Raw genomic sequence first — 6,233 nt, forward strand, 5'->3', positions numbered from 1 at the left:
CCTCCGGGACCAGTCCAAGTCCGGCCTTGACGGCGACCGCGGGAGAGGTAGGCGCATAGGGCCGACCCATCAGCGCCATCTCGCCGCTGTCGGGCCGATCCGCCCCGAAAAGCAGCCGGGCGAGTTCGGTGCGCCCGGCGCCGACAAGGCCGCCAATGCCCAGCACTTCGCCGGCATGGAGCTTGAGGCTGACGCCGCGGACTTTCGGCACCCGCGTCATCTTGCTGGCTTCCATCACGACATCGCCGCGCGGCCTTGTCGTTTCTGTCCTTTGCGGGTCCCGGATGGCGCCGCCGACAATCGCCTCGACAAGTGCTGATCGATTGAGCCCTTGTCCGGCAAGCTCGGCCACGGAGCGGCCGTCGCGAAATACCGACACGCGCGAGCACAGGTTGAGGATCTCGTCCAGCCGGTGCGAAATGTAGAGCACCGCCACCCCTGAGGCGGAGAGATCTCGCACGATCGCAAAGAGCCGTTCCGCCTCGCTCGCGGCCAGCGATGCCGTCGGCTCGTCCATGACGATCAGCCGCGCCTTGCGCACCAGGGCACGGCAGATGTTGATCAGCCATATCTCGGCCGTCGAGAGGCCCTTCACGCTGGCGTTGAGCGGCGCCGATATGCCGACGCGCCTGGCGATGGGTGCTACGTCGCGCGCGATCGCCCGCCAGTCGGTCAGCCCGAAGCGCGATTTCTTCGGCACGCCCAGCATGATGTTCTGCAGCACGGTCATGCCCGGCACAAAGGCAAGCTCCTGATGGATGAAGCTCATGCCGAGTTCGGTCGCCCGCTGCGGCGTGGCGATTTGCTGGCCCTGGCCGTCGATTTCGATGCGGCCGGCATCGGGATGGTTCAGTCCGGCCAGGATGCGGATGAAGGTCGACTTGCCGGCGCCATTGGCGCCGACAAGTCCATGGATTTCACCTGGCGCAATGTCGAGCGATACGCCTTTCAGCGCCTGCGCGCCGCCGAAGGCCTTGGCGATATCGTGTGCGACCAGGAACGGAGTTGTCATCGGCGCCGCCTGCTGCGGCGCACCCCTTGTGAACGCCGTCTGCAAACCAAATCCTACTTTATGGCTTCCGGATGGTCCTTGAGAAAGGCGTCGACGGTTTCCTTGGTCACCAGCACGGCCGGAACCTCGGCTGCCTTGGCTTGCCAAGCGCTGCCGGCGTCCTTGATGTCCTTCAGCATCTTGACCATGTTGTAGCCCTCGGTGAAGCTGTCCTGCCAGGCCGTGGCGGTCATGAAGCCGTTCTTGATGTTCTCCAGCGCCTGGGCATTGCCGTTGATGCCGTAGACCAGCACGTCGTCGCGGCCTTGCGCGCGCAGCGAACCGATGGCGCCGATCGCCGGGTCGTCCCAGCATCCCCAGATCGCCAGGTTTTCCTTGCCAGCCGGATGCGAGGCCAGCCAGGCATTGGCGTATTGGGCGCCGTCCTCGAAATAGCCGGGAATGCGCACTTCGTTCTTGGTGACGGTGATGCCGGGATTTTTGGCGACAATCTCGTCCATGACGACTTCACGGTTGCGGCAGACTTCGCCGGTCCGGTAGGTGAGGGCGAGTATCGAACCCTTGCCCTCCATTTTCTTGACCATCAGATCGACGACCGGGATTGCCATCGGGCCACCCGAGCCATTGGTGGCGGCGACCGTCGAGCCAAGCCCGCCGCCCCAGGTCACGACGGGTATTCCAGCGTCGCCCGCGGCAGCCAGGCCTGCGCCGATCGACGAATAGGGGAACACCATGTCGATGATCGCGTGCGCCTTGAGCTGCGCGAAATTCTGGATCGCCGAATTGGCCTGATCGGCGCTGCCGGCGGCATCGACGACATTGGTCTGCCAGCCAAGCTCGTCTGCGGCCTTCGTGGCGCCCTGGATGTAGCGCACATTGTTGGCTTCGGTGGCGCTGATCGAAACGATGCCGAGCAGCGGCTTGTCTTGCGCGGCAGCACCTGAAGTCGCCAGCGAGAGCGCTCCAAGCGCGATGATGTAGCCAATTTTTTTCATGATTTCCTCCCTTCGTCCATCTGCCGTCAGAGCCTCATTGACAGCAAACCGTTTCGCTAACGTCCCGCAAAATGCGATCCAATGCAAGCGTGAATCCGCTGGACACAGCCATAAATCTGAACCAGACTTTAGCGAAACGATTAGCTATCGGGGCGACATGGCCACTATCAAAGACGTTGCCAGAAAGGCTGGCGTGTCGACCGCGACGGTCTCGGCGGTCATGAACGACACTGCCTTTGTCAGCTCGGAACTGAGGGTCCGCGTCGTCACCGCCATTCGCGAATTGCGCTATGAGCCGTCGCAGGCCGCCCGCAATCTGCGCCGCAACCGCAGCCAGTTGATCGCGCTCGCGGTGGCCGATCTGTCGAACCCGTTCTACGCACGCATCGTCTGGTCGGCGGAGGCGGCGGTCGCGGCATGGGGCTATTCGCTGGTTCTCTTCAACAGTGATGAAAAGCCCGACACCGAGCGGCGCATCCTGTCGCGGATTCGCACCCTTGGTTGCGACGGCATGGTTCTGGTTCCGGTGGGCGCGGCCAACCAATACCAGCAGCATGAGTTCGAGGGTATCGCGACCGTGCTTCTGGGCCGCTCGATCGAAGGCAACAGTGCCGATACGGTGACCATAGACAACCACGCGGCCGGCCGGCAGGCGGTCGACTATCTGCTCGATCTCGGGCATCGCCGCATCGGCTCTGTCACCGGTCCGATGCAATTGTCGACCAGCAAGGGCAGGCTCGACGGCATGATCGACGCGATGGCGGCGCGTGGACTCGCACCGCAGCCCGGCCATGTCAGATCAGGCGAGTTTCGCGAGGAAGCCGCCTATTCGGTCGCCCGCGACATGATGGGTTCGCCCGATCGCCCGACCGCGATCTATGTCGCCAATGGCGTCATGGCGATCGGCGTGATGCGCGCCATCGCCGATCTTGGCCTGCGTTGTCCGCAGGACGTCTCGATCGCCTCCACGGATACGGTCGCGGGCGCCGGCGGCTTGAAGCCGCGGCTGACGAGAACGGAGCACCCCATTGCCGACATGACCAACGAAGCGCTGCGCCTGCTCGTGGACCGCATCGAGGAGAGAGGGGCCGAGCCCGTGCGCAACATTATTTTTCAGCCGGCGCTGATCGTCGGCGAAAGCTGCATGCCGTTGCGCGGGGATGCCGGCTGAGCGGCAGGCTCACTCGGTCTCAGTGGCGTTCAAACAGTATACATTATAGGCTTAAAATACATTGCCAGACGATCAAACATGTGTTCCACTTCGCCCTGGAGCATAGGCTGGCAGGGCAAATTCTGTCGATATGCGGCTGCCTTTCAACGGATGAGTGCGAGAACACAGCCATAATCATATACGAAATCTTCGCATGGGAAGGCGTGGATGACGAAACCGATAGAATTCAAACGGGTTGGCGAGGGCAATCTGCGTGCCCAGGTCTATCAGCAGATCCGTCTGACGATACAGCGCGGCGAACTGGCGCCCGGCCGGAAGCTCGTCGATGTCGATATTGCCGCCCAACTCGGCATCTCCAGAATGCCCGTCCGCGACGCGTTGATGCAGTTGGTGCATGAAGGCTATCTCGTCGGCACGACACGCGGCTTCACATTGCCTACGCTTACCGCCACGGATGTCGCTGACATTTTCGAGGTCCGCCGCCTGCTCGAACCGCGGGCCGCAGCGCACGCCGCGCGCACACTGGACGCCGCTGGCCTCAAGACGCTGACAGCCGCGCTTCAGGAGGCTGAGGCAGCGGCCGCCGCCGGCGATGCGGACCGCTTTTTCCAGGCCAATTCGGCATTCAGGAACTGTTGGCTCGGCGCCGTCGAGAACGACCGCCTTTCACAAACGATTGCCCGCTTCGCCGACCACGTCCTCGTCGTCCGGTTAAAGACGCTGTCGCACCAGCCGACGCAGGCCGTCATCGTGGCCGGCATGTGCGCAATCCACGAGGCGTTCGTCAAGCGCGACGCCGTCGCGGCCTACGACCGCATGACCCACTTCATTCAGAACGCCGAGGAGCGGTTCATGAAGCTGAGCCCACCGTTGCAGCACTCCAACGACGAGGGTGAGAGCATCCCGCTGCAGGGAAGATCATGATCAGAAAGCAGCATCCGCTGAAAGGACCGAACAGGTTCAAGCTCGGCGTCTTCTCGATGAACGCCGATGGCGGCCTGGCAATCACCACCGTTCCCGAGCGCTGGCGCGCCCGCTGGGAAGACAACCTCAATTCCGCCGGCATCGCCGATCGCGCCGGCCTGGAGTTCCTGCTGCCGATCGCGCGCTGGCGCGGCTTCGGCGGTTTGACGCATGTGCGCGAATGGTCGTTCGAGACCTTCACCTGGGCGGCGGGTCTTGCCGTCGCCACGCAGAATATCGGTCTGTTCATGACGGTGCATGTGCCGCTGGTTCATCCGCTGCAGGCCGCAAAAGCGCTGGCGACGGTCGACCACATCTCCAACGGGCGTGCCGGCTTGAACATCGTCTGCGGCTGGAACCCGGACGAGTTCGCCATGTTCGGGCAGACGGTCGGCGACCGGACCTACGATCAGGCGGAAGAATGGATCAACATCATCGAGCGGGCCTACCAATCCAGGGAGCCGTTCGATTTTGCCGGCGAATTCTACGACCTGAAGGGGGTCGTCAGCCGTCCGCCAAGCCTGCAGGCGCCACGCCCGGTGACCATGAACGCCGCGTTCGGCGCGCCGGGGCGTAACTATGCGGCGCGCCACTGCGACTATTTGTTTTCGACTTTTTCCGAAATTGCCGATGGCCGCGCGCATGTGGTCGACATCACCAACCGCGCCGCCGAGGTCGGACGCGAAGTCGGCGTCTACACTGTCTGCCACGTCGTCTGCCGGGAGACCCAGCAGGAAGCCGAGGACTATTACCGGCACTACGCGCTGGAATGCGCGGACCAGGGCGCGGTCGACGAGCATATGCGCAAGAAGAAGGAATTCGCGAACTCGCATGACGCAAAGGCCTTCACCGAGTATCGGCAAAGGTTCGCCGGCGGCGCGGGAACGTTCCCGCTCATCGGCACGCCGGAAAAGATCGTCGACGATCTCACCGAGATCATGGACCAGGGATATTCCGGCGCAGCCCTCACATTTGTCAACTACACCTACGAATTGCCCTTCTTCTGCGACCGCGTGCTGCCGCTGATGCGCCAGGCCGGGCTTCGCGTAAATTGATGCCGGCGGCCGCCAGTCCGACGACGTGGGTGCATGGGCACGACGCCATCAATCCGCGCGCCTTCAAGCAAGCGATGCGAGCCGTGGCGGGGTCGGTCGCCATCCTCGCGTCGGAGCATGACGAGATAGGCCTTTGCGGCATCACGGCGACGGCCGTCTGCTCGTTCAGTGCCGAGCCGCCTTCGCTGCTGGCCTGCGTGAACCGCGGCAGCACCTTTGCCTCGGCCATTCGCGAAGGCTTGCCGTTTTCCGTCAATCTTCCCGCCGGCGACCAGGAGAATGTCGCGCGTGCTTTTGGTGGCATGACCCAAGCCAAGGGCGTCGCGCGGTTCTCGTCCGGATCGTGGGTGCGCGGCGAAACCGGCGCGCCCTTGCTTGTCGGCGCGCGAGCAATGTTCGAATGCCGGGTGGCCGAACTCATCGTGCGGGCGTCGCACATGATCATCATCGGCATCGTCTTGGGGGTCGCGCTGGATCGCGCTGACCGGTCGCCGGTCTTCTACGCGCATGGACGATTCCTGACGGTAGGAGATGATGCCAGCTAATTGCCGTTCACGCGGCGGCGCAAGCGATTGCAATTTCAGATCGGCCCGATCGTGGGCCCAAGATTAAGCGAAGTGATCTATCAGAGGGAGTACGGCAATGCGCATTTGGAAATCCCTTGTTCTGGCTGCACTCATGTCGGGTGCAGCGAGCATCGCCACGGCCGAAGAGGTTGTCCTCAACGCCGTGCATTTCACACCAACGCAGAACGGCTACGCACAGAGTTTCCTGAAGTTCGTTCAGAAGGTGAACGAAAAAGGCAAAGGCGTGGTTCAGATCAATGTGCGTGGCGGGCCGGAAGTCATTCCACCCATTCAGCAGGGCGCAGCGCTCAGGAACGGCCTGATCGACGTGATCGACACACCGGCGGGTCAGTTCCTGGAGCTCGTTCCCGAAGGCGAGGTTTTCTCGGCATCGACGAAGACACCCTGGGAGGTTCGCGAAAATGGCGGCTGGGATTTCATCAGCGGAATTTTCGAGAAGAAGGCCAATGC

At 62.9% G+C, this 6,233-nt stretch carries 7 protein-coding genes; 5 read left to right on the forward strand and 2 right to left on the reverse strand.

Annotated features, from left to right (window positions below; genetic code table 11):
• The coding region (locus CN311_RS00890) for a sugar ABC transporter ATP-binding protein (protein ID WP_245440676.1) at positions 1-1,012 on the reverse strand (1,012 nt) is incomplete at its 3' end.
• A gap of 53 nt (positions 1,013-1,065) precedes the next feature.
• Positions 1,066-2,007 (reverse strand): sugar ABC transporter substrate-binding protein, encoded by a 942-nt coding sequence (locus CN311_RS00895; protein ID WP_097571560.1) that lies wholly within the window; start codon positions 2,005-2,007, stop codon positions 1,066-1,068.
• A 157-nt stretch (positions 2,008-2,164) separates the two neighbouring features.
• Here CN311_RS00895 and CN311_RS00900 point away from each other — a divergent pair, with 157 nt between their 5' ends.
• The 5 genes from CN311_RS00900 to CN311_RS00920 form a co-directional block, all read left to right on the forward strand.
• Positions 2,165-3,178, forward strand: coding sequence for a LacI family DNA-binding transcriptional regulator (locus tag CN311_RS00900; protein WP_097571561.1), 1,014 nt, complete (start codon positions 2,165-2,167; stop codon positions 3,176-3,178).
• A 207-nt stretch (positions 3,179-3,385) separates the two neighbouring features.
• Complete coding sequence (locus CN311_RS00905) at positions 3,386-4,102, forward strand: GntR family transcriptional regulator (protein WP_097571562.1); 717 nt, start codon at positions 3,386-3,388, stop codon at positions 4,100-4,102.
• Positions 4,102-5,196 carry an LLM class flavin-dependent oxidoreductase gene (locus CN311_RS00910; protein ID WP_097571564.1) on the forward strand — a complete coding sequence of 365 codons (1,095 nt, stop codon included), beginning with the start codon at positions 4,102-4,104 and terminating at the stop codon, positions 5,194-5,196. Before CN311_RS00905 ends, CN311_RS00910 begins: the two co-directional genes overlap by 1 nt.
• Positions 5,196-5,741, forward strand: a complete 546-nt coding sequence (locus tag CN311_RS00915; protein WP_097571563.1) for a flavin reductase family protein — start codon at positions 5,196-5,198, stop codon at positions 5,739-5,741. Before CN311_RS00910 ends, CN311_RS00915 begins: the two co-directional genes overlap by 1 nt.
• Positions 5,742-5,838: 97 nt before the next feature.
• Positions 5,839-6,233 (forward strand): type 2 periplasmic-binding domain-containing protein (locus tag CN311_RS00920; protein ID WP_483425987.1); only part of this gene is annotated, 395 nt, incomplete at its 3' end.

The sequence above is a fragment of the Mesorhizobium sanjuanii genome (assembly GCF_002529485.1).
Taxonomy (GTDB): domain Bacteria; phylum Pseudomonadota; class Alphaproteobacteria; order Rhizobiales; family Rhizobiaceae; genus Mesorhizobium; species Mesorhizobium sanjuanii.